This is a genomic window from Pseudomonadaceae bacterium SI-3 (assembly GCA_004010935.1).
GTDB lineage: Bacteria > Pseudomonadota > Gammaproteobacteria > Pseudomonadales > Pseudomonadaceae > Stutzerimonas.
This window is the reverse complement of record CP026511.1, coordinates 2,985,818-3,011,364: the sequence shown is the minus strand read 5'-3', so window position 1 is coordinate 3,011,364 and position 25,547 is coordinate 2,985,818. Positions and strand designations below refer to the sequence as shown.

Annotated in this window: 19 protein-coding genes; 13 read left to right on the top strand and 6 right to left on the bottom strand. The window is 61.5% G+C overall.

The window, feature by feature from the left end; genetic code table 11:
* Positions 1-268 precede the first annotated feature (268 nt).
* Together C1896_14005 and C1896_14000 are read right to left on the bottom strand one after the other, a co-directional pair.
* Complete coding sequence (locus C1896_14005; protein ID AZZ45912.1) at positions 269-1,306, bottom strand: AraC family transcriptional regulator; 1,038 nt, start codon at positions 1,304-1,306, stop codon at positions 269-271.
* On the bottom strand, positions 1,303-2,313 hold the full coding sequence (locus C1896_14000; GenBank protein ID AZZ45911.1) for a carbon-nitrogen hydrolase: 1,011 nt from the start codon (positions 2,311-2,313) through the stop codon (positions 1,303-1,305). Before C1896_14000 ends, C1896_14005 begins: the two co-directional genes overlap by 4 nt.
* 217 nt (positions 2,314-2,530) lie before the next feature.
* Here C1896_14000 and fadH point away from each other — a divergent pair, with 217 nt between their 5' ends.
* The 5 genes from fadH (at position 2,531) to C1896_13975 (ending at position 8,686) form a co-directional block, all read left to right on the top strand.
* Entirely contained in the window at positions 2,531-4,561 is a 2,031-nt protein-coding gene (gene fadH, locus C1896_13995; protein AZZ45910.1) for an NADPH-dependent 2,4-dienoyl-CoA reductase, read from the top strand.
* 108 nt (positions 4,562-4,669) lie between these two features.
* Positions 4,670-5,050, top strand: coding sequence for a polyketide cyclase (locus C1896_13990; GenBank protein ID AZZ47678.1), 381 nt, complete (start codon positions 4,670-4,672; stop codon positions 5,048-5,050).
* 187 nt (positions 5,051-5,237) lie between these two features.
* Complete coding sequence (locus C1896_13985) at positions 5,238-6,599, top strand: chromosome partitioning protein ParA (GenBank protein AZZ45909.1); 1,362 nt, start codon at positions 5,238-5,240, stop codon at positions 6,597-6,599.
* Positions 6,600-6,642: 43 nt separating this feature from the next.
* On the top strand, positions 6,643-7,557 hold the full coding sequence (locus C1896_13980; protein AZZ45908.1) for a 1-aminocyclopropane-1-carboxylate deaminase: 915 nt from the start codon (positions 6,643-6,645) through the stop codon (positions 7,555-7,557).
* A 25-nt stretch (positions 7,558-7,582) separates the two neighbouring features.
* Positions 7,583-8,686 (top strand): cAMP-binding protein, encoded by a 1,104-nt coding sequence (locus C1896_13975; protein ID AZZ45907.1) that lies wholly within the window; start codon positions 7,583-7,585, stop codon positions 8,684-8,686.
* Between the two features lie 12 nt (positions 8,687-8,698).
* Here C1896_13975 and C1896_13970 read toward each other — a convergent pair whose 3' ends face one another.
* Positions 8,699-9,919 carry a chromate transporter gene (locus tag C1896_13970; GenBank protein AZZ45906.1) on the bottom strand — a complete coding sequence of 407 codons (1,221 nt, stop codon included), beginning with the start codon at positions 9,917-9,919 and terminating at the stop codon, positions 8,699-8,701.
* 83 nt (positions 9,920-10,002) lie between these two features.
* The gene (locus C1896_13965; protein ID AZZ47677.1) at positions 10,003-10,935 is read right to left on the bottom strand and encodes a DUF1853 domain-containing protein; all 933 of its coding nucleotides are present in this window, start codon (positions 10,933-10,935) and stop codon (positions 10,003-10,005) included.
* Between the two features lie 210 nt (positions 10,936-11,145).
* Here C1896_13965 and C1896_13960 point away from each other — a divergent pair, with 210 nt between their 5' ends.
* The 8 genes from C1896_13960 to C1896_13925 all read left to right on the top strand — a co-directional run bounded on the left by C1896_13960 (position 11,146) and on the right by C1896_13925 (position 21,705).
* On the top strand, positions 11,146-12,033 hold the full coding sequence (locus tag C1896_13960) for an NAD(+) kinase (GenBank protein AZZ45905.1): 888 nt from the start codon (positions 11,146-11,148) through the stop codon (positions 12,031-12,033).
* Positions 12,033-12,992 (top strand): serine/threonine protein phosphatase, encoded by a 960-nt coding sequence (locus C1896_13955; protein AZZ45904.1) that lies wholly within the window; start codon positions 12,033-12,035, stop codon positions 12,990-12,992. Before C1896_13960 ends, C1896_13955 begins: the two co-directional genes overlap by 1 nt.
* Positions 12,993-13,868: a rhomboid family intramembrane serine protease gene (locus C1896_13950; protein ID AZZ45903.1), complete on the top strand. Its 876-nt coding sequence runs from the start codon at positions 12,993-12,995 to the stop codon at positions 13,866-13,868. It abuts the gene before it with no gap.
* Positions 13,869-13,939: 71 nt separating this feature from the next.
* Positions 13,940-14,215, top strand: a complete 276-nt coding sequence (locus C1896_13945; protein AZZ45902.1) for a DUF1315 domain-containing protein — start codon at positions 13,940-13,942, stop codon at positions 14,213-14,215.
* Positions 14,215-15,048 carry a DUF2797 domain-containing protein gene (locus C1896_13940; GenBank protein ID AZZ45901.1) on the top strand — a complete coding sequence of 278 codons (834 nt, stop codon included), beginning with the start codon at positions 14,215-14,217 and terminating at the stop codon, positions 15,046-15,048. Before C1896_13945 ends, C1896_13940 begins: the two co-directional genes overlap by 1 nt.
* Positions 15,049-15,305: 257 nt before the next feature.
* Positions 15,306-17,963 (top strand): aminopeptidase N, encoded by a 2,658-nt coding sequence (pepN, locus tag C1896_13935; GenBank protein AZZ45900.1) that lies wholly within the window; start codon positions 15,306-15,308, stop codon positions 17,961-17,963.
* A 283-nt stretch (positions 17,964-18,246) separates the two neighbouring features.
* Complete coding sequence (locus tag C1896_13930) at positions 18,247-19,338, top strand: hypothetical protein (GenBank protein ID AZZ45899.1); 1,092 nt, start codon at positions 18,247-18,249, stop codon at positions 19,336-19,338.
* A gap of 12 nt (positions 19,339-19,350) precedes the next feature.
* A complete protein-coding gene (locus C1896_13925; GenBank protein AZZ45898.1) occupies positions 19,351-21,705 on the top strand; it encodes an RND transporter in 2,355 nt (784 codons plus the stop codon).
* 303 nt (positions 21,706-22,008) lie between these two features.
* Here the strand turns inward: C1896_13925 and cobA are convergent, their stop codons facing one another.
* Together cobA and C1896_13915 are read right to left on the bottom strand one after the other, a co-directional pair.
* Positions 22,009-22,746 carry a uroporphyrinogen-III C-methyltransferase gene (gene cobA, locus C1896_13920; GenBank protein AZZ45897.1) on the bottom strand — a complete coding sequence of 246 codons (738 nt, stop codon included), beginning with the start codon at positions 22,744-22,746 and terminating at the stop codon, positions 22,009-22,011.
* 75 nt (positions 22,747-22,821) lie between these two features.
* On the bottom strand, positions 22,822-25,518 hold the full coding sequence (locus C1896_13915; GenBank protein AZZ45896.1) for a nitrate reductase: 2,697 nt from the start codon (positions 25,516-25,518) through the stop codon (positions 22,822-22,824).
* Positions 25,519-25,547: the final 29 nt, after the last annotated feature.

Genomic DNA, 25,547 nt, shown 5'->3' with positions numbered 1-25,547 from the left:
AGAGCCTATCTGCGGCCTGCGGCGATATGGCGCGTTGTGGCAGCAGCCCGCTCGGGCTATTTATTGGTCATCCGCCGTGTGAAGCGCTTCATGTTTCGGTCATGTACGCAGGTTAGTTTCGCTGGCATGGACTTTGAAACGCAGAACTGGGCAAACCGAAAAAGAGGATCGTTTCTATGGATGACTATCAAGACGAAATTCTCGAGTGGCACGCATCTGAGCAGGACGGGCCGGAGCCTGCTGACGACGCCTTCGAGCTTTGACGGAATCAGTCGGCGCGCCGTTGTACGCGCCGATATTCTCCCGGTGTCTGGCCGCTCCAGCGTTTGAATGCGCGTTGGAAGGCTTCCGCCGAAGAGAATCCGAGTAACCAGGCAATCTCGCCGAACGCCGATTCGGTGTCCCGAATGTAGGCCATGGCAAGATCGCGGCGAGTGTCGTTGAGAATCGCGCGGTAACTGGTGCCTTCTTCATCCAGCTTTCGACGCAGCGTCCAGGGCGGTAACTGCAATCGTCCTGCAACTTGCTGCAGATCGGGCTCCTGGCCCTTGAGCATCGCCCCGAGGAGCTGAGCCACTCGCTCGCGGATGCTGCGGGTTCGAGTGCGAACCTCCAGTTCCGCCTCGCAGAGTTCGAGAAGCTGGCGCCAGGTACCCGGGCAGTGCTCCGGGTTGCGGAGCGCCAGTGTCGCCTGGTCCAGTCGCAGTTGATTGTGCTCGGCGCCGAATTCGATCTGTCTTGCGAAGAACGCTTCGTAGCGTGCAGCGTAATCGGGGCGTTGAAATTCAATTTGCACTGCAACCGGGGTCAACGGCTGGCCCGCGACCGCGCCAAGTTGCGTAACCCAGCTGGCCAAGACGGTGTCCACGACGAACCGGTTGTAGCTGTTGTACGGGCTGATCGAATAGAACCTGAGCCAGGCACCAGATGCATCCTCGTGGAACCCTGAGGCGCCCCGGTAATTGGACGCATAAAGCGGCTCGTAGCGAATCAGTGCACGTGCGGCTTCGCGCACCGTAGGGGCTTGCGTCGAGGTCACGCCGACGAGGCCAAGGTGGCCGGCCTTGCGCAGCCGCCCCATTTCAAGCCCTAGCCCAGGGTCGCCCGCCAGCTGCATGGCCGCATGACCCAGACGCATGTAGCGAGGAATCGACAGCCGCGCTCGCGGCTCCGATAGCCGCGCATGATCGAGGCCATACGCATCCAGCAGCGGTTGGGGGTCGATCTGCTTTTCCTGCAGGGCACTGACCAGGCTGTGCACGAAGCCAACCGAGAGATCACCAAGGCGGACCCGTTGACGGTTCATGGTCGATTCGGCAGCCACTGGTTGCGCAAACGCACCGGCTCGCCGTGATGGTGTCGTGTCGGTCTGCGAGGCGAACCGACGAGATTCCAGGGCAGCCCCAGCGTATGCACATCCATCCGCGCCAGTTTTGCAGTTACGCCCAGGTTCTCGCCGCAGGTGGCCAGCGGTTCGTCACGTGCGCCCGATACTGCAATCAGCTCCGCTTCGTCGGCAACATGCCGTGCATAGGCATCGCAGCCGAGCAAAACGATCAACCGACCGGCCGGCGTCTGGAGTACCGATGGCGCCTGACCTTCGAGCGCTTCGCTGTAACGGCGCTCATAACGACTCAGTTTCTGCTTGTACTGCAGTGGCCCCAGTACCTCGCCGTCCGGCGTGAAACTGAGGCTGACCTGCCGAAGCGGCCCGGTACCGCTCCGTAGTCGACCCTCGTCCAGATAGGGTTCGGGCAGCACGATCGAGCCGGCGACGAGTGTCACACCGTACGCCTTCGCCAGGCCTCCGAAAATTAGCTGATAGTCATCAGCCATCTTCCGTGCCTTGATCTTTAGAACGGCCTCAGTACGGTGATCATCCCCTTCGTTGCCCAGCAGCGCACGCAAGTAGTCCCAAGGGTTGCTCAGCGCCATCCACTGCACGGCGTCGCGCAGCGTGCGGGCCTGCTGGACTTCAGGCTTCTCGCCGAGGGCGAACAGGCCCGTGCCGACATGCTCTGGCAGCACGACAACCGTTCGGGGATTGAGCAGTCCCGCTTTTCGCGCCTGGTCCAGGTAGGTGGCGAACTTCAATTGCAACCGCTCGCGGCTCTGGTAGTCCGCCGGCATCAGTCGGGTTTCGATCCCGAGCAGGTTGCCGGTTTCACCCGGCTGGCCCTGGCTCTCGATAGGAAGAACCCGAAGGTCAGACAGCAGAGGGCCGCTGCCCCGGTCTTGGGTCCAGTCGAGGTAGATAAGGAGCGCCACGAGGGCGAGCACGGCGAGGCCGAGCAACTTGCTATAGGTGCGCATGGGTTACAGAGCTGGATGTGTTCCCGCAGAGACTAGGCATCGCACAGCCGCTTGCCAAGCGTTTTGCGCATTTGAGTCATGTAGTTGTGATTTTCGGTCATTGAGCGCGTGGCGGGTGCTGTTTATCGTCACGGCACTGCGACTGCGCCCGACAGAGGCGCGGCGATCCGACCGACGAATTCTGGCACTGGCTGTGCCGCCTGATCGAGGAACGAACATGACTGCTTTTCCGCATCTGCTGGCTCCGCTGGACCTGGGGTTTACCACGCTGCGCAACCGCACGCTGATGGGCTCGATGCATACAGGGCTGGAAGAAATGCCCAATGGTTTCGAGCGCATGGCCGCGTTCTTCGCCGAGCGGGCACGTGGAGGCGTGGGCCTGATTGTCACGGGTGGGGTAGGGCCGAACGAGGAAGGTTCGGTGCGCGCCGGAGCAGCTAAGTTGTCGACCCTCGAGGAAGCCGAAGAGCACAAGGTGGTCACTCAGGCGGTGCACGAGGCAGGTGGCAAGATCTGCATGCAGATTCTCCACGCCGGGCGTTATGCCTACAGCCCTCAGCTGGTGGGCCCAAGCGCCATCCAGGCGCCGATCAATCCCTTTACCCCACGCGAGCTGGACGAAGAGGGCATCGAGAAGCAGATCCGTGACTTCGTCAATTGCGCAGGTTTGGCTCAAAAGGCTGGCTATGACGGCGTCGAGATCATGGGATCGGAAGGCTACTTCATTAACCAGTTCTTGGTGTCTCATACCAATCACCGCACCGACCGTTGGGGCGGCAGCTACGAAAACCGTATGCGTCTGCCTGTAGAAATCGTCCGCCGTGTACGTGAAGCGGTAGGCCGCGAGTTCATCATCATCTATCGCCTGTCGATGCTCGATCTAATGGAAGGCGGCAGTACCTGGGACGAGGTGCTGATGCTGGCCAAGGCCATAGAACAGGCCGGTGCCACCTTGATCAATACCGGCATTGGCTGGCACGAGGCCCGCATTCCCACTATCGCCACCAAGGTGCCACGCGCGGCGTTTACCAAGGTAACGGCGAAACTGCGCGGCCACGTCGGCATCCCGCTGGTAACGACGAACCGCATCAACACGCCGGAAGTCGCCGAGCAGGTCTTGGCAGAAGGTGATGCAGACATGGTCTCCATGGCTCGTCCGTTCCTTGCCGATCCAGATTTCGTCAACAAGGCAGCAGCGGACCGCAGCGACACTATTAACACCTGTATCGGCTGCAACCAGGCCTGCCTGGATCACACGTTCAGCGGCAAACTGACCACCTGCCTGGTCAACCCACGGGCGTGCTACGAAACAGAGCTGAATTACATCCCCACCACCACGATCAAGAAAATTGCCGTTGTGGGAGCCGGCCCGGCTGGCCTGGCAGCTGCTACCGTAGCGGCGGAGCGCGGTCATCAGGTAACGCTGTTCGATTCCGCCAATGAGATTGGTGGTCAGTTCAATATCGCCAAGCTCGTGCCGGGCAAGGAAGAGTTCTTCGAAACCCTACGCTACTTCAAGAGCAAGCTGCAGAGCACTGGCGTTGACGTCCGCCTGAACACCCGGGTTAGCGCTGCCGATCTGCTAGCCGGCGGTTTTGATGAGATCATCCTGGCAACCGGGATTGCGCCACGCACGCCCGATATCCCAGGTATCGATCATCCAATGGTGATCAGCTACATCGACGCAATCCTGCAACGTAAACCCGTTGGCCAGCACGTAGCAGTCATCGGTGCCGGCGGGATCGGCTTCGATGTGTCGGAGTTCATCACTCACAACGGCCTCTCGACCAGTCTCGACAGGGAGGCGTTCTGGCGCGAGTGGGGTATCGACCTCGCGCTGGAAGCTCGAGGTGGGGTGGCCGGCGTTCAGCCTGAGCCACACGCACCGGCACGGCAGGTGTATCTGCTGCAACGCAAGAAGTCCAAGGTTGGTAACGGCCTGGGCAAGACGACCGGTTGGATTCACCGCACTGGGCTGAAGAACAAGCACGTGCAGATGATCAGCGCCGTCGATTATCTGGGGGTCGACGATAAGGGCCTGCATATCCGTGTGGCAGATGGTGAGCCGCAGGTGCTTGCAGTCGATACGGTCATCGTCTGTGCCGGCCAGGACCCGTTGCGGGAGCTGCAAGCCGAACTGGAGGCGGCTGGGCGCAAGGTCCATCTGATCGGAGGGGCCGACGTTGCCGCAGAGCTCGATGCCAAGCGCGCCATCAATCAGGGTTCGCGGCTAGCCGCCGAAGTGTAATGCCGAAGCCCCGCTTTCAAGCGGGGCTTTTTGTACAGGAGCAACGACGTGAGCACATCTCTTCCGCTACACCCGGCCGCTGCTGCGACCTTACAGCGCTGGCATCAGATGATTGCAGCTGGCGATCTCAGTCGGTTACCCGAGCTGCTGCACCCGCAGGCGGTGTTTCGCTCGCCGATGGCCTTCACCCCCTATGAGAGCGCTGCGGCGGTCAATCTGATCCTCAATACCGTGGTCAGGGTATTCGAAGACTTCGCCTATCAGCGCGAGCTGGCCAGCACCGATGGCACAGACGTCGTGTTGGAGTTCAGCGCTCGGGTCGGTGATCGTCAGCTCAAGGGTATCGACATGATTCGCTTCGATGAGGCTGGGCTAATTACCGATTTCGAAGTCATGATCCGGCCGATGAGTGGGCTGCAGGCGCTCGGTGAGGAAATGGGCAGGCGTCTCGCACCTCAGCTTGCCGCAATGAAGGGCCGACCGGCTTAGTCCAACCCGTTCACAGTTTGCCGGTGGCGTTTCGATAGCCAATCCTGGCGCCGAAGTCGCTGCCAACCCAGTCACATTGCCGGTTTCGCTTTTTCCCCTACACTTCGGCCCAACCATGGGCTAGCGAGCGCCGAGCGCCTGCAGCGCGGATATCCCGCGGGCCGTTCAAGTTGTTGAGGAACCGAGCATGCAGATCAAACCGCAGACGGTCGAAGCCGTACTGTTCTTCAATGATGGCGGCGTCTGCAAGGAAATGCTCTACCCAGAATTCGAGGCCATGCTCGATGGGGTGGTGAGCATGCTGGAGTTCGCCGATCAGCAGATGCGGGTCGCGTATGTGCTGGTCAATGCACGGCTGCAGATTCGCGCAGCGGTGTTCTTCTACCTCGATTTCAACGAGGACGGATCAGCCGACAGCGGCTGGAATATCCCGCTGCGCAGCCTTGCCGAACGCACCGGGCGCGGGCCGGATCTCGGTGCTGGGCCGATCCGCCTGGCCTGTCGCAGCCAGTGCCCGGTGTCCTGGCACCAGATGCACTTGTGGGACCCGGACCTGACGCCCGGCAAGAACCACTTTGTCATGTTGCGTGATCGCATCAAGCGCAACCAGCTGGGACTGCTGGTGGAAGAAGAGGCACCACAAACCCTGCCCACCGAGCGTCTGCAAATGGTGGCTGAAGACACTTGGTACGCGCCGGATGCGGCCAAGCAGGCTGCGACTCGCCGTACTGAGCAGCTCGAAAAGGAACAGCGGCTCAAGGCTGCGCAGTTGATCAAGCAGCAGCGTTTGCGCATTGCCAGCCTGGAACAAATGCGCGAGGCCGACCTCGCCAAACTGCGGGATCTGGCCGCCCAACAGCAGGCAACGCTGCAAAATGAAATCACCCGATTGCGTGGGCAGCTGCTTGAGCGTGAGCAGCAAACAGTGAACCTTCGCGCCCAGCTCGCAGAACAGGCCGAGGGCTTCCAGAAGACCCGTGAAGAGATGAGCCAGCAGCTGCGCGCGGTTGAGCAGAACAGTCGTGACGAAGCCGATGCTGCACGGACGCGCTTCAACACCGAGCTGCAGGTGCAGGTCGCCGCAGCGGTTGCTGAATACAAGGAGCAGATTGCTATTCGGGACGTCGAGCTGGCTTATCGCAACGAGCTGGATGCGCAACTGCAGGAAGAGATCGAAACGCTACAGAAGCAGGTGGGCGTGCTGGCCGAGCAATCGGGGGACCGAGTGCTCGAAAGGCTGTCGCGGATCGGCGTGGTGTTCATGGCTTATCATCCCGGCGCCGGACATCTGACGATCGCGCTTCAGGATATGGCGCGCTATCAGGAGAATCCGCTAGCGTACGCCGCCGCTAAATGTGCGGTCTCCGAGGAGCAGTACGGCAAGTGGGTTCAGCATTATCAACAACCTAGCTGCGTGGCCAGCCTCTCGACTGGGGAGCGCTGCAACATGCCCTTGGACAAAGTCGACTCGCCTGCACGCTTCGTGATCGGCGAGTCCAATTGTTGCGCCAGGCACCGGTCTCAGGATCGACTGCGTACCGGTAGCTGACAGGGTTTCTATCATTTCTGCATTTATCCCCAGCCTGGCCTCAGTGCCGCTGCAGCGGCTTGATCTGCGCTGGCTACGCAAGGCCGATGTTCAGGTTGCCGTGCTGCGGCTGGATCTGGTCGATCCGGAGCTTTCCGGGAACAAGTGGTTCAAGCTCGCTCATCACCTAAATGCGGCACAAGCCAGCGGCGCGTCAGGGTTGATTAGCCTTGGCGGCCCTCACTCGAATCATTTGCACGCGCTAGCCGCAGCGGCCAAGCGTTACGGCCTAGCCAGCGTCGGGCTACTGCGTGGCAATCCGCAGCAGACAGCCACTGTCGGAGACTTGCAGCGCTTCGGCATGCAGCTGCACTGGCTAGGTTATGGCGGCTATCGCGAACGGCACCGGGCGGATTTCTTCAATTCCTGGCAGGAGCGGTTCCCCGGTTACTACTGCGTACCCGAAGGCGGCGGCGGGCTTGCTGGAGCACGGGGTTGCACCCCGCTGGTCGACCACGTGCAAACTCGCCTGGCCGCCATCGGTTGGGATGATTATGACGGCTGGTGGCTTGCCGCGGGTACGGGTACCACCTTGGCTGGGTTAGTGATCGGCGAGGCGCAGCGGCGCAGAAGGATGGTCCACGGAGCGCTGGCAGGCCCGCCTTCGCACGGCGTTGCAGACGAAGTCAGCCGGCTGTTGGTAGACGCCGGCACTGCTGACTCCGGGTATCAGCTGGTCGACGCCAGTCGTGGAGGCTTTGGTCGATTCGACGAGCTGCTGGCTCGGTTTCTGCTGGAGACTGAAGCGGTTTCAGGCGTTCCTCTGGAGCCTGTTTACACGGCTAAGGCGATGATGGCATTGCGCCTTTACGTGCAGGGCGGTTATTTTGCCTGCGGCACGCGGCTCATCTTCGTGCATACCGGCGGTCTGCAGGGCCGGAGAGCTGCCCAGGCGCAGCTGGACGAGCTGCTGCGCTGACCTCTCGCCCCTTTGGAACTCATGGATGAATAAGCTGCTGCCTCCCGATCTTCTCCACCGCCTGGTTCCGCTCAACACACTGTCGCCTCGATATCTGCAAGAGATTCGCCATCAATTGGTGCCGCGCGCCCTGGGAGCAGGCGAAGTGCTGTTCGATAAGCAGACGCCATCGGGTTTGAGCTATTTCCTGCTCAGCGGCGTCCTTTCGCTGCATACGCCGGAAGGCGAGCGGCGGTTGGTTGCTGGCTCGTCTGAAAGTTGCCATATGTTGGTTTCCGGCGCCCGGCTGAGCAGAGCCTGCGCGCTGGAAGATGTCAGCGTGCTGTGCATCGACAGTGAACAGCTCAATCGTCTAGTGTCCTGGCAGCATGCCAATGCCGATCTGCTACTGGAGCTGGCGACGGCAGGCGAGTTGACCGACTGGCTTGAGACGTTGCTGGAGAATCCGCTGTTCGCCAAAGTGCCTCCTGCAAACGTACGCGACATGCTCGGCAGACTTGAGGCCATCGATATGCCAGCCGGCCATGTGCTGTTGCGCGAGGGTGAGGCCGGCGATTGTTGCTACTTCCTCAAGAGCGGCCGCGCCGAGGTCATGATCGGCCTTGGCAGCGCCGGGCAAGTGGTAGCGGAGCTGGACGTCGGGGCCTGCTTCGGTGAAGAGGCGCTGCTTACCGACGGACCGCGCAATGCTACCGTTACGCTGATCGAGGATGCGTGTGTGCTGAAGCTGGCACGCGAGAACTTCGTTTCGCTATTGAAGGCGCCGGTAGTCGATGAGCTCAGCCTGGAACAGGCGAATGCGCTGATCGAGCAGGGCGCCCAATGGCTGGATGTTCGGCTGTTGGAGGAGTATCAACAGGGACATGCTCCGCAAGCGCTGACGATGCCGCTGCATCTGTTGCGGCTCAAGGCGCGATTGCTGAAGCAGGATCGGCTGTATCTTTGCTACTGCGACAGCGGCAAACGCAGCGCCAGCGCGGTGTTCCTGCTGACGCAGCTGGGCTTCAGCGCTTATCCGCTGCGAGGCGGCCTCGACGGGCTGTCGGCCGAGGATTATGCGATCTTGCTCTGTGAGCAGGGCAACGGTTATCTCGCGCGTTCCGGCGGGCGAACCGAACGCAGCGGCTGAGCCGACGAGAGTCTAGCTCAGCATGGCGAGCAACCAGCCGGCGATGCCGCCAGCCAGTACCACCAGCCAGGGCGGCAACTTCCACACCATCAAGGCAGCTAAAGCAATGGCCGCCAAGACAAAATCGCCTGGGCCAAAAATCGCGCTGGTCCAGACCGGATCGTATAGCGCTGCCAGCAGCAGCCCGACGACCGCGGCATTCACACCGCCCAGCGCTGCTTGCATGCGCCGATTGGCACGCAACCGGTCCCAGAACGGCATGGCGCCGAACACCAGCAGAAACGATGGTATGAATACGGCGATCAGGCACAGCGCGGCGTTGATCAGGCTGCTACTGCCGCCCTGAATCGAGGCCCCAAGAAAGGCAGAAAACGTGAATAGCGGCCCTGGTACTGCTTGGGCTGCGCCGTAGCCGGCCATAAAAATGTCATTGCTGACCCAGCCGTTGGGCACGACTTCTGCTTCCAGCAGCGGGAGCACCACATGGCCGCCACCGAATACCAACGCGCCAGCGCGATAGAAGCTATCGAACATTTCCAGTAGCTGGCTGGACGAGGCGGCAGCCAATGCTGGCAGCACAAGCAGCAAGGCAAAGAACAGCAGCAACGCCAGGGCGCCGGTTGTTTGCCCCACGCGAGGCCGAAAAGGGGTGAGGTTGGACATGGCAGCAGGGCGAAACAACACCAATCCAGCCAGGCCGGCGATTGCGATGACGGCCAGCTGCGCCCAGGCATTGGCCAACAGCAGAACAGCGCAGGCAGCCAGCAGCGCGATTGCGATTCGCGGGCCATCGGTGCATAGGTTACGTGCCATACCCCAAACCGCCTGAGCGACTACGGCGACCGCGACGATTTTAAGGCCGTGGAGAAGCCCCTCGGGCAAACCATCGCCCAAGTGGCCGATGCCCAGCGCGAACAACGCCAAGGCGACCGCTGAAGGCAGCGTGAATCCTGTCCAGGCCGCCAGCGAACCGCGATAGCCACCCCTCAGCAGGCCGATGGCAATTCCGACCTGGCTGCTCGCCGGGCCGGGTAGAAACTGACAGAGGGCTACCAGATCCGCATAGCCCTGCTCGTCAAGCCAGCGCTGGCGGTGAACGAACTCTTCACGAAAATAGCTCAAGTGGGCCACCGGACCGCCGAATGACGTCAGCCCGAGGCGCAGGAATAGCAAGAAAATTGTCCACGGACTCGATTGTTCCGGTGCGAATGACTGGACCTGGTCCGAATTCATCGAGCTGACCCTGACGGTGGAAGAAGGTGCTGTTGCCGCACAAGTCTGCCGGATGCAGATGACGTTTTCACGTCACGAGCAGTTCAGCGGACCGGCCAGGTGCTTGGGACCAGGAACAGACGCTCCTGTTCGAGCCAGTGTCCATCTGCGTGCTCCTCCAGGCGTACCAGCATTTTCGCCTGACGTTGGCCCTTGACGTCGATGACCCACCGATCGAAATCGGGACGCTGCCAGACGGCGCTCCACGGCACGCGAGCGGGAGCCAACCAGGCATGGCGGGGCAAGGGTTGCCAGACTGTTTCGTGGTCGCTTCCAGCGAATGCCGGCCAATCGTGGTGACGCAGCCAGCGCCCGCCTAGGTGATGGGGGCTGGCGCCGGCAGGCGGGGAGCAGGCGCTTGCTAGCGGCTGGAACAGATAGCCGCCTAGCCACAGCGCGCTGTTGATCGGGGCGCTGGTCAGTTCGCTGAGCAATAGTTGCGCGGCGGGCACCGAGGGCAGCCTCAACTGGTGGTCACAGAGGCGCCTCAGCTTGATGTCGAGTCGGTCGTGGCTGCCGGGGCCCAGCCAGCGATCGTGCCGCGCGCTGTCGTCGCCCCGTCCGAGGTAGAACTTGACGGCCAGTTCCAGATGATGGACACCTTCCCGGTCACGCAGAAGCAGGTCAATCTCGCCCAGGGTATGGCCGCCATGGCGAATCGGCAGGTTCGCCACCAGCAGATCGACATCGGGCGCCTGACACAGGGCGAATTGCCAGAGCCGCTCGTAGTAAAGCCCCAACCGCCTGATGCTGCGTTGCGCGAGCCAGGCCTCGAGGATCCCCGGCTGCGCGTCGAGCAGGCGCAGCCAGTCGGCCAGTTCTTCAGGGTGCTCAGCCCAGCGGCTGACCGTTAAAGGGTGTCGTTGTTGCGCCGGGGCCTCGCTCAGCAACGGTGGTGAGAGCAGCGCCCAAGCGAGATCCCGCACGGCCGGGTGCATCAGGCTAGGGAGCAGATCGCCAAGATAGGGAAGGTTCATGCAAGCAGCATAGCCGAGGTTGGTTTGCTGCCACTTCCAGCTTTCGCCCATAATCCGCCGGCTGCACTGCAACGGGGAGTCCGAGCCGACCAGTTTGTTGAACTCGAACGTGCCTGCGCGACACCAAACTGATGCCAGATACGTTTCGGCCGATTGGTGTTTCTCCTGTCCCGCAACCGCTTTCACCCGTCTCGCCTACAGGGAGCTTCAATGGACCAGTTCCGCAATATCGGCATCATCGGTCGCCTGGGCAGCTCCCAGGTGCTGGATACCATCCGCCGGTTGAAGAGATTCCTCGTGGAGCGCCACCTGCACGTGATTCTCGAAGAAAACATCGCCGAGGTGCTGCCTGGCCATGGCATGCAAACCTCCTCGCGGCAGCGCCTCGGCGACTCCTGCGATCTGGTGATCGTAGTGGGCGGTGACGGCAGCCTGCTAGGCGCGGCGCGGGCGCTGGCCAAGCATCGGGTGCCGGTGTTGGGGATCAACCGGGGCAGCCTCGGGTTCCTGACCGACATTCGCCCGGATGAGCTGGAAGAGAAGGTCGCCGAGGTGTTGAGCGGGCAATACACGCTGGAGAATCGCTTCCTGCTCGAGGCCCAGGTGCGGCGCTTCGAGGAGTCCATTGGCGAAGGCGACGCGCTCAACGACGTGGTGCTGCATCCCGGCAAGTCGACCCGGATGATCGAATTCGAGCTGTATATCGATGGTCAGTTCGTCTGCAGTCAGAAGGCCGATGGGCTGATCATCGCCACCCCCACGGGCTCAACTGCGTACGCACTTTCCGCTGGTGGGCCGATCATGCACCCCCGACTGGATGCGATCGTGGTTGTTCCGATGTATCCGCACACTTTGTCGAGCCGGCCCATCGTGGTGGATGGCAACAGCGAACTGAAAATCGTCGTCTCGCCGAACATGCAGATCTACCCGCAGGTCTCCTGCGATGGCCAGAACCATTTCACCTGCGCGCCAGGCGATACCGTCACGGTGCGCAAGAAACCGCAGAAGCTTCACCTGATCCACCCGCTCGACCACAACTATTACGAGGTCTGCCGTACCAAGCTTGGCTGGGGTAGTCGCCTCGGTGGAGGGGAATAGTGCTTGTCGACCCGGAGCGCAACTACGACCTGATTGGGGACGTGCATGGTTGCGCCCATACATTGGCTCGTCTGCTTGAACAGCTGGGCTATAGCCGGCACGGCGACGTGTGGCGGCATCCTCGTCGGCAAGTGATCTTTCTTGGCGACATCATTGATCGCGGTCCTCGGATTCGCGAAGCGCTGCACCTGGTCCATGCAATGGTCGACGCGGGGCAGGCGCATTGCATCATGGGCAATCACGAGTTCAACGCACTGGGCTGGTACGCCCCGGCGCCCCCCGAGAGCGGCAAGGCCTTCGTTCGCGATCACACGCCGCGGTACGCCATGCTATTGCAGCATACCTTTCAGCAGTTCGAGCACTATCCGCAAGAATGGGCCGACTTCCGTGAATGGTTCATGACGTTGCCGCTGTACCTTGAAAACGAGCGTTTTCGGGTCGTTCATGCCTGCTGGGACAATGCGGTGATCAGTCAGCTGCGCGAGCGGTTGGTCAATGGATGCGTTGATCCCGCATTCTTGCGGGACGCGGCGTTCGCCCAAGGCTTCGCTGCCAAAGCACTGGACCGCCTGCTGCGCGGCACCGACATGCCGTTGCCCGAAGGGCTGACGCTGACCAGCGCGGAGGGCTTCACCCGCAGCTTCTTCCGGACGAAATTCTGGGAAGAAAATCCCCAGACCTACGGCGACATCGTCTTCCAACCCGACGGCCTACCGGAAAAGGCCGCGCGGGTGCCACTCAGTGATAGCCAGAAGAGCAAACTGTTTCTCTATGGCCCGGATGACCCGCTATTGTTCGTCGGGCACTACTGGCGTAGCGGAACACCCGCGCCGATCCGGCCCAACCTGGCCTGTCTCGATTACAGCGCAGTGAAATACGGCAAGCTCGTCGCCTACCGGCTCGATGAGGAAACCAGACTCGACCCGGCGAAGTTCGTCTGGGTGGACGTGGAGCGATAGATGGCCATCATTGAGGCGTTGCGCCTGCCATTGTCAGAGGACCTAAGCGGTTTCATCGCCTTGTTGCAGCGGTTGCAGGTGCCTTGCCGCGTCTCCGAGGAGTCTGGCGAGCAGGTGTTGCGGGTCCCGGCAGAGACGGCCGAGCAGGTCCGCGAGCTCTACCAGCGCTATCCCCGGGGCGACGGCGCCGTGGTGGCCGAACAACCGCCACGGCGCGGCGGCGGTTTTGTCGCCAGCCTTCGCCGCAGTCCGCTGACTGCAGCGGTATTGCTGCTGACGATGATCGCAGCCGCCATCACCATGCTTGGCGAGAACTTCGAGACCATTCGCTGGTTCAGCTTCGGTGACTTCCGCATCGACGGTGAGTACGCCTACTTTGCGACGCTCGAACAAACCCTCGCCGCTGGGGAGTGGTGGCGGCTGGTCACGCCAATCTTCGTGCATTTCGGCTTCCTGCACCTGGCCATGAACTCGATGTGGTACTGGGAGCTTGGGCGGCGCATCGAATATCGACAAGGCGCGCTGATGTTGCTTGGCCTGACGCTGGTGTTCGGCGTCGTTTCCAATGTGGCTCAATACACTTACGGTGGCCCCGGGATTTTCGGAGGATTATCCGGCGTTCTGTACGGGCTGCTCGGGCATTGCTGGCTATTCCAAAAACTCTCTCCCGATGAGGCCTATCGGCTGCCGCCCGGCGTTGTGGTGCTGATGCTGGTCTGGCTGGTGGTCTGCCTGACGGGCGTGATCGAAGTGGTGAGCTTCGGCGCATTGGCGATCGCCAACGCAGCGCATGTTGGCGGTCTGGTTGCCGGCTGTTTGACCGGCGTTCTGGGCGGGCTGCTGTCCCGTCGCAGAGCGGTGCGCATGGGCGACTGAAAGGCTGATCGGTTTTTCCCTAAAGCTGCGCTGCTCGGTAGAATGCGCGCTTGATTCCCTGGGAGCCGGCCATGTCGTCCTTTATCGAAGCCATCGAAAACATCACCCCCGAAATCTACGAAAACCTCAAAACCGCCGTCGAGCTGGGCAAGTGGAGCGACGGGCGCAAGCTGACGCCCGAGCAGAAAGAGACCTGCCTCGGTGCGATGATTGCCTGGGAGATGAAGAACCTGCCGGAAGAAGAGCGCACTGGCTATATGGGCGGCCAGGAGTGCGCCTCCAAGAGCAAGAACAAGGCGCCTATCGACACCAGCCTGTTTTCACCCGCTTCGGGAACGCGTCACTGATGCTTGAGCTGGGACGCGGCGCGCTGAGCAAGATGTCGATTCAGCTGGGCGAGCAGGCACAGTATTCATTCCGTCTGAACGACCAGTTGGTGCCGGTCAATCCGCTGATCGGCAAGACCCTACGGTTGGAATATCTGGGTGCCATTCACTGCAGCCATTGTGGACGCAAGACCAACAAGAGTTTCAGCCAGGGCTATTGCTACCCCTGCTTCAAGAAACTGCCGCAGTGCGATATCTGCATCATGAGCCCGGAAAAATGCCACCACGACTTCGGCACCTGCCGTGACCCGCAGTGGGGCATGGATTTCTGCATGACCGACCACGTGGTGTATCTGGCCAACTCCTCGGGTATCAAGGTCGGCATCACCCGCGCCACCCAACTGCCCACGCGCTGGCTCGATCAGGGTGCCAGCCAGGCGCTGCCAATCATGCGCGTTGCGACTCGCCAGCAGTCAGGAATGGTCGAAGACCTGTTGCGCAGCCAAGTGGCAGATCGCACCAACTGGCGCGCACTGCTCAAGGGTGATGCCGAACCCATCGACCTGATCGAGATCCGCGAACAGATCTTCGATGCCTGCGCTGAGGGGTTGCGAGAACTACAGCAGCGCTACGGGTTGCAAGCGATCCAGCCAGTGGCCGATGCCGAGGTGCTTGAGATCCGCTATCCGGTCGAGGCCTACCCGACCAAGATCGTCAGCCTGGATCTGGAAAAGACGCCGGTCGTCGAAGGCACCCTGCGCGGTATCAAGGGTCAATATTTGATCCTTGATACGGGGGTTATCAATATCCGCAAGTTCACCTCGTATCAGATCGCAGCCAGCAGCACAGCCTGAATGCGAGGCGGGTAGCGGGGGTAGGGTGGACAACGGCGCGGCCTTGTCCACCGATAAGCGCTGGCTGCCAACGCCAGGCTCAAGGATGCACGGCCTGGAACAAACGCGTCGAAAAGCCTAAGCCGTTTTCCACCCTACTAGTCAGCCGCGACAGACGCTAAGCTCGAAGTCATCCTCCGCCCGGCCACCGGGCGGGCAGTCCATTGCCCCATTACAGCTTGAAGCTTGCCGCTTGAAGCTCAGCCGACGAGGTTTCCATGCGCACCGAACAACCGAAAGTCATTCATCTAAAGGATTATCAAGTTCCGGACTACTTGATCGATGAAACCCACCTGACCTTCGAGCTGTACGAAGACCGCACCCTGGTGCATGCCCAGCTGGTCATGCGGCGCAATCCGGAGGCCGGTGCCGGGCTGCCGCCTTTGCAGCTTCACGGCCAGGATCTCGAGCTGATTTCCCTGGCGCTGAATGACCGCCAGCTCGGCCTGGGCGACTACGAAGTGGCCGAGGAAAGCCTGACACTGCAGCCCGATTCCGCCAGCTTCACCCTCGACAGCACTGTGGTAATCCATCCGGAGAGCAACACCGCGCTGGAAGGTTTGTACAAATCCGGCAGCATGTTCTGCACTCAGTGCGAGGCCGAAGGCTTCCGCAAGATCACCTATTACCTCGACCGCCCGGACGTGATGAGCAAGTTCACCACCACCGTCAGCGCCGAGAAGCATGCCTATCCGATCCTTCTCTCCAACGGCAACCCGATCGCCAGCGGCGAAGAAGACGATGGGCGTCATTGGACGACTTGGGAAGATCCCTTCAAGAAACCCGCGTACCTGTTCGCCTTGGTCGCCGGTGATCTCTGGTGCGTCGAGGACAGCTTCACCACCATGAGCGGTCGCGACGTGGCGCTGCGCATCTATGTCGAGCCGGAAAACATCGACAAATGCCAGCACGCCATGGACAGCCTGAAGAAATCGATGACGTGGGACGAAGAGGCCTACGGTCGCGAGTACGACCTGGACATCTTCATGATCGTCGCGGTCAACGACTTCAACATGGGCGCCATGGAAAACAAGGGGCTCAACATCTTCAACTCCAGCGCTGTGCTGGCGCGCGCCGAAACGGCCACCGATGCTGCGCACCAGCGGGTCGAGGCAATCGTCGCCCACGAATACTTCCACAACTGGTCGGGCAACCGCGTGACCTGCCGCGACTGGTTCCAGCTGTCGCTCAAAGAGGGCTTCACCGTCTTCCGCGATTCGCAATTCTCCGCTGACATGAACTCGCCGACCGTCAAGCGCGTCGAGGATGTGTCCTACCTGCGTACTCACCAGTTCGCCGAGGATGCCGGCCCGATGGCCCACTCGGTGCGCCCGGAATCCTTCATCGAGATCTCCAACTTCTACACCCTGACCGTTTACGAGAAGGGCGCTGAAGTGGTGCGCATGATCCAGACGCTGCTGGGTGAGGAGGGCTTCCGCAAAGGCAGCGATCTCTACTTCGAGCGGCACGATGGCCAGGCGGTGACCGTCGATGATTTCGTCAAGGCGATGGAAGACGCAAATGGTGCCGACCTGACGCAGTTCAAACGCTGGTACAGCCAGGCGGGCACGCCGCGACTGGCCGTCAGTGAGCAGTACGACGCCGCCGCAAAAACCTACAGCCTGACATTCCGCCAAAGCTGCCCGCCAACGCCGGGGCAAAGCGAGAAGCTGGCGTTCGTCATCCCAGTTTCGCTGGGCCTGCTGGATGGGCAGGGCAACGAGATTGCACTACGCCTGCAAGGTGAAGACGCACCGGTCGGTACCACCCGCGTGCTGGCCGTCGACCAGCCCGAGCAGACCTTCACCTTTGTCGACGTGCCAGAGCAACCATTGCCTTCGCTGCTGCGTGGTTTCTCCGCTCCGGTGAAGCTGGACTTCCCCTACAGCCGCGATCAGCTCATGTTCCTGATGCAGCACGATTCCGACGGGTTCAACCGCTGGGAGGCGGGGCAGCAGCTGTCGGTCCAGGTGCTGCAAGAGATGATCGGGCAGCATCAGCGCGGCGAAGCGCTGCAGCTGGATCAGCGTCTGGTCGCTGCACTGCGCAGCCAGCTCGAGGACGAAAGCCTCGATCAGGCGATGGTCGCGGAAATGCTGTCGCTGCCGAGCGAGGCCTACCTGACCGAGATCAGCGAGATCGCCGATGTCGATGCCATTCACGCCGCGCGTGACTTCGCTCGTCAAAGCATCGCCACCGCATTGTTCGAGCTGTTCTGGAAGCGTTACCAGGCCAATCGCGAGGTTTCGCGGCAGACGCCCTATGTTGCCGAAGCGGGCCACTTCGCTCGTCGTGCCCTGCAGAACATCGCTTTGTCGTACCTGATGCTCAACGGAAAGCCCGAAGTGGTCGCCGCCTGCGTCGAGCAGTTCGAGGACGCGGACAACATGACCGAGCGGCTCACGGCGTTAGCAGTGCTGGTTAACTCTGGCTTCGAAGCCGAGCGTGACAAGGCACTGGCCTCGTTTGCCGAGCACTTCAAGGACAACCCGCTGGTCATGGATCAGTGGTTCAGCGTGCAGGCTGGTAACACCCAGCCGGGTGGTCTGGAGCGCATTCAGCATCTGATGCAGCACCCGGCGTTCACGCTGAAGAATCCGAACAAGGTTCGCGCCTTGATCGGCGCCTTCGCCAACCAGAACCTGGTGAACTTCCACCGTGCTGATGGCGCTGGTTATCGCTTCCTGGCCGACCAGGTCATTGTGCTCAACAAGCTCAACCCACAAATTGCATCGCGCTTGTTGGCGCCCTTGACCCGCTGGCGCAAATACGACGTAAGTCGTCAGGGACTGATGAAGACCGAGCTGGAGCGGATTCTGGCGTCCGGTGAGTTGTCGAGCGACGTGTACGAGGTGGTCAGCAAAAGCCTTGCCTGATCAGGCCTGCGACGCTAGATCGTGACAAACGAAAATCCCGCACTTGATGCGGGATTTTCGCTTTCAGAAGACTGAGAAGGCCTGGTCAGACGCCCCCTTCCGATGCGTGACGTGAAGGACGCAAAGCGCCATGCCATAAGGCCCACCTATCACGCAACATCATTGAGCCATGCTTAACAAAACATAACGTCCAGGCAATTGCCGCCGCTTTCGAAAGCCCTATAGCATGGCCTCGCCTGTCTCCATACGCAGGCCCTACCTAATAAAAATAAAGGGGGTATGTATGAGTGAGCCCGTCATGTGGCGCACACCGGTTGGCCGCGCGAAAAAAACTTCCCGCACGCCGATGTTTAGTAGTCAATCGCCGCTGGCAAGAACGCTCTCGCTCTGCAGTGTTCTCTCCATTTTATTTCTAGCCGCGCCTGCTCAGGCCCAAAGCCCTGCCGAGCCAGGCGTTCGCTATTCGATCGAATCGCAGAAAGCCGCAACCAGCTTGCTTCTCGATATTGCCCATGCTGGCAAACGTCTGGTTGCAGCCGGTGATCGCGGCCACATCCTTTATTCCGACGACGGTGGCGCCAGCTGGACCCAGGCCAAGGTGCCCACCCGGCAGCTGCTTACGGCGGTGTATTTTGCTGATGACAAACATGGCTGGGCGGTTGGGCATGACGCGCTGATCCTGGGCACGACGGACGGCGGCCAGACCTGGACGCAGCAGTACGAAAACCGCGAAGGCGAAGTGCCGCTGCTCGACGTCTGGTTCGAAAATGCCCAGCACGGTTTTGCCACCGGCGCTTACGGCGTCCTGTTGGAAACCACCGATGGCGGGGAAAACTGGGAAGACGTAGCTGATCGCCTCGATAACGAGGACGGTTCCCACCTCAACGCCATTGCCGAGATTCCCGGGTCCGGCCTGTTCATCGTCGGCGAGATGGGTGGCATGTTCCGCTCCGCTGACATGGGCGAAACCTGGGAGCGCGTCGAGTCGCCCTATCAGGGCTCGTTCTTCGGCGTTGTTGGCGGCGGCGAGCCGGGCGTCGTCGTCGCGTTTGGCCTGCGTGGCAATCTGTTCCGCTCAACCGATTTTGGCGACAGCTGGCAGGCGATCGAGCTGCTGGATGACGGTGATGCCGTGGAATCGGGTCTGGCTGATGGCAACCGGTTGGCCGATGGACGCATCGTCGTGGTCGGCCATGGCGGCACCGTGCTCAGCAGCGAGGACGACGGACAAAGCTTCAAGCTGTTCAGCCGCCCTGACCGACGCTCCTTGTCGGGCGTCGTCGGCAACTCGGATGGCAATCTGGTCCTCGTCGGGCAGAGCGGCGTCCGGATCGTTTCGCCGACCGGCGCCAACCTGCCCGTACAACAACAATAAGCCGGAGCCAACATGACCAAGCATCAGCAGAAGCCGGCGTCTTTTCTCGAGCGCCTGATATTCAACAATCGACCGGCAGTGATCCTCGTCTGCCTGTTGATCAGCGTGTTCCTGTTCTACCAGGCTGCCCAGGTTCGTCCTTCGACCAGCTTCGAAAAGATGATCCCGCTGGGACATCCCTACATTCAGAATATGCTCCAGCATCGCGATGATCTGGCCAACCTGGGCAACACGGTGCGGATCTCCGTGGCAGCCAAGGACGGTGACATCTTCGCTAAGGACTACATGGAAACACTGCGTCAGATTCATGACGAAGTGTTCTATATCCAGGGTGTTGATCGCTCCAACATGAAGTCGCTTTGGAGTCCCAGCGTTCGCTGGACCGAGGTGACGGAGCAAGGCTTCGCCGGCGGTGAGGTCATCCCGCAGACCTATGACGGGTCGCCGGAAAGCCTCGATGACCTTCGCAGCAACATCCTCAAATCCGGTCAGGTTGGGCGTCTGGTTGCCAACGACTTCAGGTCCAGCATCATCGATGTGCCGCTGATGGAGTCCTACTCGGATCCGGAAGATCGCAGCAAGCAGATCAAGCTCGACTACCAGAAGTTCTCTCATGAGCTGGAAGAGAAGATTCGCGACAAGTACGAGGCGCAGAATCCGAATGTGGAGATTCACATCATCGGTTTCGCCAAGAAGGTCGGTGATCTGATTGATGGTCTGGTCGGCGTTGCGCTGTTCTTCTTTGTCGCCATCGGCATCACCCTGGCGCTGCTGCTGTGGTTCACCCGCTGCTTCAAGAGCACCATCGCGGTCGTCGTGACCACGCTTATCGCCGTTGCCTGGCAGCTCGGTCTGCTGCACACGCTGGGCTTCGGGCTCGATCCTTACTCGATGCTGGTCCCGTTCCTGGTATTCGCCATCGGTATTTCCCACGGCGTGCAGAAGATCAACGGCATCGCCATGGCTTCCGGCGAAACCGACGATCCGCTTGCGGCCGCGCGGATGGCATTCCGTCAACTGTTCATCCCCGGCATGGTGGCGCTGGCCTCCGATGCCGTTGGCTTCGTGACGCTGCTACTGATCGACATCGGTGTGATCCGCGAACTGGCGATCGGTGCTTCGCTGGGTGTGGCGGTCATCATTCTGACCAACCTGATCCTGTTGCCGGTGGCGATTTCCTACATGGGCATCAGCCAGCGCGCAGTCAAGCAGGCTCGAGATGAGGCCGCGCGTAACCATCCGTTCTGGCGCCTGCTGTCCAACTTTGCCAATCCGATCGTCGCGCCGATATCCATTGTCATCGCGCTGCTCGCCGTGGGTGGAGGACTCTGGTACGGACAGAACCTGAAGATCGGCGATCTCGACCAGGGCGCACCGGAACTGCACCCGGATTCGCGCTACAACCTCGACAACGATTTCGTCATCAGCAACTACTCGACCAGTTCGGATGTGTTGGTGGTGATGGTGAAAACGGCGCCAGAGGGCTGTGCCCACTACGACACGCTCGCCGCCATGGACGAGCTGATGTGGAAAATGGAAAACACCGAGGGTGTCCAGTCAGCGGTGTCGATGGTCACCGTGGCACGGCAGAGCATCAAGGGCATGAACGAGGGCAGCCTGAAGTGGGAAACGCTGTCGCGTAACCAGTTCGTACTGAACAGCTCCATTGCTCGTGCCGAAGGCATGTACAACAGCGATTGCTCTCTGGCGCCGGTGCTGGTGTTCCTCAATGACCACAAAGCCGAGACGCTTGAGCATGTGGTGTCCGCGGCGCGTGAATTCGCTGAGGAAAACAACCGCGAAGGTTTGGAGTTCGTCCTGGCTGCGGGCAACGCCGGTATTGAAGCAGCGACCAACGAAGTCATCGCCGCTTCTGAAACCACCATGCTGATTGCGGTCTACGCCGCGGTGAGTTTCATGTGCCTGCTGACCTTCCGCTCCGTCGCGGCGACTCTGTGTATCATTCTGCCGCTGGTGCTGACCTCCATTCTCGGCAACGCGCTGATGGCCTTCATGGGGATTGGCGTAAAAGTCGCGACGTTGCCGGTGATCGCACTCGGGGTGGGTATTGGTGTGGACTACGGCATCTATATCTACAGCCGTTTGGAATCCTACCTGCGGCAAGGCATGACGCTGCAGGATGCCTATTACGAAACCCTGAAATCGACGGGCAAGGCGGTCATCTTCACCGGTATCTGCCTGGCGATCGGCGTGTTCACCTGGGTGTTCTCGGCGATCAAGTTCCAGGCGGACATGGGCCTGATGCTGACCTTCATGTTCCTCTGGAACATGGTCGGCGCGATCTGGCTGCTGCCTGCACTGGCGCGCTTCCTGATCAAGCCGGAGAAGCTGCGGCAGAAAGCGTGACATAGCCAGGCGCTAAACTAAGAACCCCGCAAAGCGGGGCTCTTAGTATCCAGCGCTGGGGACGCGGAGTCTGCCATCACGTCGCTCGACCATCGCGGGCTGTCTGGTGCGCTGAAGCCCACCCTACCTTAGGGTCACGCCCTGCTGGGCATTCGCTGCCCGAACCTCAGAGTAGGGTGGGCCGGGCGGCGCTCCGCTTCAGCCCACCGTTCCCCGGTAGGACGGTACGGTGATATGGACCCCTACGTGCTGAGTGTCAGCTCCAGCTTCGACCATCCGGTCCAACGTATCAGCAGCTACCTATCACGCAATCTGGCTTAGCCCCTGCGTAACGGCTTGCGCGGCGACTTCGCCGATGACCAGGATGGCTGGGCTCTTCAACCGGAACGCGGCAGCATCCGTGCACATAGCCCCCAGTTGCGAACGGCATTCGCGCTGTTGCGGCAGCGAGGCGTTTTCAATCATCGCCACCGGAGTGCTGGCAGGCAGGCCGCCTTCCATGAGGCCGGCCTGTACCTGCTGCAAGCTGCTCACGCCCATGTAGACGACCAGCGTGGTGCCGGTCTTGGCCAAGGCATGCCACTCGGGGCTGCTGCCGTCCAGGGTATGTGCGGTGACCAGGGTGACGCCGCGCGCTACGCCGCGTTGGGTGAGTGAGATACCGCATTGGGTGGCGCCGGCCAGGCCTGCGGTGATGCCATTGACCAGCTCGACCTCGACGCCGCGCTCCGCCAGCCATTCGGCTTCCTCGCCACCACGGCCGAAGATGCAGGGGTCACCCCCTTTGAGCCGCACCACGCATTTGCCCTGGCGTGCGTAGCGCAGCATCAGCCGATGGATGAATGCCTGTGGCGTCGAGCGGCAGCCGCCGCGCTTGCCAACCGGGATTACCCGTGCGTTCGGGCAATGCTCGAGTACTGCAGGGTTGACCAGATCATCGATCAGCACCACCTGGGCCTCGCCCATGGCGCGTACGGCCTTGAGCGTCAGCAGTTCCGGATCACCGGGCCCTGCGCCAACCAGCCAGACTTTTGCGCTCATGTCTCTACCTCTCATGCTGCTGTAATGGTGTCGGCGACACGCCAAGCATCGCCAGCTGTCTATTGGTGGAGCCGTTCAGGCCACCGCTGGCTGCTTCACCAGCAACCGCTTGATTTCCGGTACACAGGACCCGCAGCTGGTGCCGCAACCCAGCTCCCGCTTCAAACCACTGAGGTCGAGGCCGCGATCTATGCCGGCACAGATCGCGGCCTCGCCAACGTTCATGCAGTTGCACAGGGTCTTGGCCGCGCGGACTCCTCCGCTCGGCGGTGTGCTCAGTGGCGCCAGCAGCCAGCGACGCAGTGCCTGATCGGCCGTGCCGTCGTGCCAGAGCTGTTTCAGCCAGTCGCGTGCGGCAGTTTCGCCTGACAGGCTGAGGGCGACGATGCGACCGTCCTCGATACGCACCCGCTTGCCGACAGCACGTCGTGGGTCGTCGTAAGCCACCACCGGGCCTTCATCCAACCCCAGCAGCTGTTCGATCTGCGCCAGTTGCGTCGCATCCGGGGCTTCGTTACAGGCGGCGCGGATGACCAGCGCTGATCGGTCTCGCCCGGTCAGGCTGAAACTGGCATAGGCGAAGCCTTCAAATAATGGGCGCAATGCCTCGAAGCGTTTCTGCACACCGCCTTCTACCAGGGCAAAGAATTGCCAGGGCAGTTCGACCTTTTCCACCTCGATACCGGCGTGCTTGAGCTCCGGCTGTTTGGAGGCGGGATCGAAGTCGGGCAGCGTCAGCACATTCACGCCCATTCCCTTGAGGAAACGATCTCCCCAATGCATCGGCATAAAGGCCTGGCCGGGTCGCAGGCTGTCGTCCTTCTGTACCGGTAACAGCAGCTCGCCGCGGCGGCTGCGGACCTTGACCAGCTGGCCGTCGAGCAGACGGCGACGGTGCATGTCGTCGGCGCTCATGCTCAGCAGTGCTTCCTCGACGTGGCCGAACAGGCGCGCCGCGGTGCCAGTGCGGCTCATGCCGTGCCAATGGTCGCGCAAGCGACCGGTGTTCAGCGTGAGCGGGAAGCGCGCCTCGCGTCGTTCCTTTGGCGCCTGGTACTGCTCGGTGAGAAAGCGTGCGCGGCCGTTGTCCGTAGGGAAGACCCCGTCGCCATAAAGGCGCGTGGTGCCCTCTGTGCTGCCGGCGGGGAAGGGCCATTGCTGCGGCCCGAGCCGGTCGATCAATGCGTGGCTGAGCCCGGACAGATCCAGGTCGCGGCCCGCAGTGAGGAGCTTGTATTCCTCGAATATCGCCGACGGAGTATCGAACGCGAACAGGCTGGCCTGGCCCGGACGCATCAGCGTTTCCAGGCGGTGGGCGAAGTCACAGGTGATCGACCAATCGGCGCGCGCCTCGCCTGGCGCGGCGATGGCGGGGCGCACGTGGCTGACTCGGCGCTCCGAGTTGGTCACCGTGCCTTCCTTCTCGCCCCAGCTGGCGGCGGGCAGAAGGAGATCGGCGTAGCGACAAGTTTCGGTGGTGAAAAAGGCTTCCTGCACCACCACGAAAGGGCAGGCGGCCAAGGCCTCGCGAACTTTCTGCTGGTCCGGCATGGATTGCGCTGGGTTGGTACAGGCGATCCACAGCGCCTTGACCTTGCCGCTGCGCACCGCCTCGAACAACTCGATGGCGGACAGGCCTGGCGCCTCCGGCAATGCTGGCACGTTCCAATAGTCAGCCACTTCGGCGCGATGCACCGCATTGCCCGCTTCTCGATGACCGGGCAGCAGGTTGGACAGGCTGCCGGTTTCGCGACCGCCCATGGCGTTGGGTTGACCGGTCAGGGAAAAGGGGCCGGCGCCGGGCTTGCCAATCTGGCCGGTGGCCAGGTGCAGGTTGATCAGCGCGCTGTTTTTGGCGCTGCCAGCGGTGGACTGGTTGACGCCCATGCACCAGAGCGAAAGGAAGCGCTTCGACGTGCCGATGAGGCGGGCGGTGGTCTGCAGTTCATCGACGCCAATGCCGCAGAGGTCCGCCACCATGGCCGGGCTGTAGTCGCGCACCATGCGCTTGAGGTCGTCGAAGCCATCGGTATGAGCGTCGATGAAGTCACGGTCAATCCAGCCTTCCCAGAGCAGGATGTGAAGGATGCCGTGGAACAGCGCAACGTCAGTCCCCGGCAGGATCGCCAGGTGCATGTCCGCCAGGTCGCAGGTGTCGGTGCGGCGTGGGTCGACGACGATGACCTTCATCTCCGGGCGCTTGGCCTTGGCTTCTTCGAGACGCCGGAACAGTACCGGATGGGCGTAGGCCATGTTGCTGCCGACGATCAGCAGGCAATCGCTCTGTTCGATGTCCTCGTAGCTGCACGGCGGGGCATCGGCGCCGAGGCTGCGCTTGTAGCCGACTACGGCGGATGACATGCACAGCCGCGAGTTCGAATCGATGTTGTTGGTGCCAACCAGGGCGCGGGCGAGCTTGTTGAAGGCGTAGTAATCCTCGGTCAGCAGCTGGCCGGAGATGTAGAAGGCCACGCTGTCCGTGCCATGCTCGGCGATGGTTTCGGCGAATACGTTGGCGGCATGGTCCAGGGCGCTGTCCCAGTCGGTGCGTGCGCGGGCCAGCCCCTTGGCCAGCCGCAGTTCCGGATAGTGCGCGCGGGCGTCCAGGTCGCCGGTCAGGTGCAGCGTCGCACCCTTGCTGCACAGCTTGCCGAAGTTGGCGGGATGATTCGGGTCGCCGGCGACATCGAGGATGCGCTCGCCGTCGTGCTCGATCAGTACGCCGCAGCCCACGCCGCAGTAGCAGCAGGTCGAAGCGGTTGTCTGGCGCATGGCGTCGGTTCCTAGGAAGTGTGGCTTCG

Coding starts and splice junctions, on each gene's coding strand:
- C1896_14005 (AZZ45912.1), bottom strand. CDS start 1,306: ATGAACCGTCAACGGGTCCGCCTTGGTGATCTCTCGGTTGGCTTCGTG.
- C1896_14000 (AZZ45911.1), bottom strand. CDS start 2,313: ATGCGCACCTATAGCAAGTTGCTCGGCCTCGCCGTGCTCGCCCTCGTG.
- fadH (AZZ45910.1), top strand. CDS start 2,531: ATGACTGCTTTTCCGCATCTGCTGGCTCCGCTGGACCTGGGGTTTACC.
- C1896_13990 (AZZ47678.1), top strand. CDS start 4,670: ATGATTGCAGCTGGCGATCTCAGTCGGTTACCCGAGCTGCTGCACCCG.
- C1896_13985 (AZZ45909.1), top strand. CDS start 5,238: ATGCAGATCAAACCGCAGACGGTCGAAGCCGTACTGTTCTTCAATGAT.
- C1896_13975 (AZZ45907.1), top strand. CDS start 7,583: ATGAATAAGCTGCTGCCTCCCGATCTTCTCCACCGCCTGGTTCCGCTC.
- C1896_13970 (AZZ45906.1), bottom strand. CDS start 9,919: ATGAATTCGGACCAGGTCCAGTCATTCGCACCGGAACAATCGAGTCCG.
- C1896_13965 (AZZ47677.1), bottom strand. CDS start 10,935: ATGAACCTTCCCTATCTTGGCGATCTGCTCCCTAGCCTGATGCACCCG.
- C1896_13960 (AZZ45905.1), top strand. CDS start 11,146: ATGGACCAGTTCCGCAATATCGGCATCATCGGTCGCCTGGGCAGCTCC.
- C1896_13950 (AZZ45903.1), top strand. CDS start 12,993: ATGGCCATCATTGAGGCGTTGCGCCTGCCATTGTCAGAGGACCTAAGC.
- C1896_13945 (AZZ45902.1), top strand. CDS start 13,940: ATGTCGTCCTTTATCGAAGCCATCGAAAACATCACCCCCGAAATCTAC.
- C1896_13940 (AZZ45901.1), top strand. CDS start 14,215: ATGCTTGAGCTGGGACGCGGCGCGCTGAGCAAGATGTCGATTCAGCTG.
- pepN (AZZ45900.1), top strand. CDS start 15,306: ATGCGCACCGAACAACCGAAAGTCATTCATCTAAAGGATTATCAAGTT.
- C1896_13930 (AZZ45899.1), top strand. CDS start 18,247: ATGAGTGAGCCCGTCATGTGGCGCACACCGGTTGGCCGCGCGAAAAAA.
- C1896_13925 (AZZ45898.1), top strand. CDS start 19,351: ATGACCAAGCATCAGCAGAAGCCGGCGTCTTTTCTCGAGCGCCTGATA.
- cobA (AZZ45897.1), bottom strand. CDS start 22,746: ATGAGCGCAAAAGTCTGGCTGGTTGGCGCAGGGCCCGGTGATCCGGAA.
- C1896_13915 (AZZ45896.1), bottom strand. CDS start 25,518: ATGCGCCAGACAACCGCTTCGACCTGCTGCTACTGCGGCGTGGGCTGC.